Origin of the sequence: Neisseria sp. HMSC078H04 (genome assembly GCF_001838135.1) — a bacterium.
Lineage (GTDB): Bacteria > Pseudomonadota > Gammaproteobacteria > Burkholderiales > Neisseriaceae > Neisseria.
In genome coordinates this window covers 1-895 of the sequence record NZ_KV835844.1, presented here as the reverse complement: position 1 = coordinate 895, position 895 = coordinate 1, and the positions used below count along the sequence as shown (strand labels likewise).

Genomic DNA, 895 nt, shown 5'->3' with positions numbered 1-895 from the left:
AAAGCGGTAGCGCGCACCGTTTTCATTGGTGATGGCTAACCGACTATTTTCCCAAGCATACCTTCGTCAGTATTTTTTGGATAAAAATCATAGAGAAGGTCGTCTGAGAATTGATTTTAGACGACCTTGATGTTTTGTTGGGGCTCGATCCAACCTATGGTCTAAAAAAGGTCTTAAAGAGGCTTGTTACCTTTAAATATATTAAATCTTGATAGATTAGCTCCTTTTGATTGAATATGTTTTATAGCTAATTCAAGTTCATTAAATTCATTAAATTCTTCTATCTCATAATCTTCAGCCTGATCCAATTTATTTTTTGGTACCGTATAGTAATATGTGCTATAAGTTCCATTATTTTTCTTAATAGCAAATACTTGATAAACAACCTCTCCATCAATTTCAATAAGTTCATCATATCCTTTTGTTTGTAAATTAGTTAAATTTAACATATCTATTTTCCTATAATATCAATACGCACTTGTTTCCCATCCGGACGTCTAATATTTATATGCGGGTACTTTCCATGTCCTGTTCCTTGTGGATCATCATGTCCTTTACAACGTCCTGTTGCTTTATCCATAGCATAATCTTTATGGTAATGTACTTTTCCATCAGCCTTTTTGAAAGCAATTCTTTTATTTAACCTTCGTGCGTCACTGGCATCTTCTGGGCCGATGCCTCTCACTTTTTGAGCATCTGGAAATGCTGCTTTTAATAACGCATCTGCATCGGCCTTGCTTTTTACTGATACAACAGTACCATTGCCTCCTGTTTGTAATGCTTTTATATCTCCTGCTTTTGGTGCAAGCCCTAAAGGATCAATCCACTCTATGGCATTTGGCATAAGTGTATACAGGTTATCTCCACCTTCCAACCCAATCGGATCCTGATTCAC

At 36.2% G+C, this 895-nt stretch carries 1 protein-coding gene and 1 pseudogene; both read right to left on the bottom strand.

Going from position 1 to position 895, the window contains the following annotated elements:
- Positions 1-173 precede the first annotated feature (173 nt).
- A complete protein-coding gene (locus HMPREF2560_RS05520; RefSeq protein WP_070608479.1) occupies positions 174-449 on the bottom strand; it encodes a hypothetical protein in 276 nt (91 codons plus the stop codon).
- Between the two features lie 2 nt (positions 450-451).
- Positions 452-895, bottom strand: a pseudogene (locus tag HMPREF2560_RS11320) (hypothetical protein); the annotation flags it as partial.

What these genes read in the sequence shown, in the direction of transcription:
- HMPREF2560_RS05520 (WP_070608479.1), bottom strand. Translation starts at nt 449, where the DNA reads ATGTTAAATTTAACTAATTTACAAACAAAAGGATATGATGAACTTATT.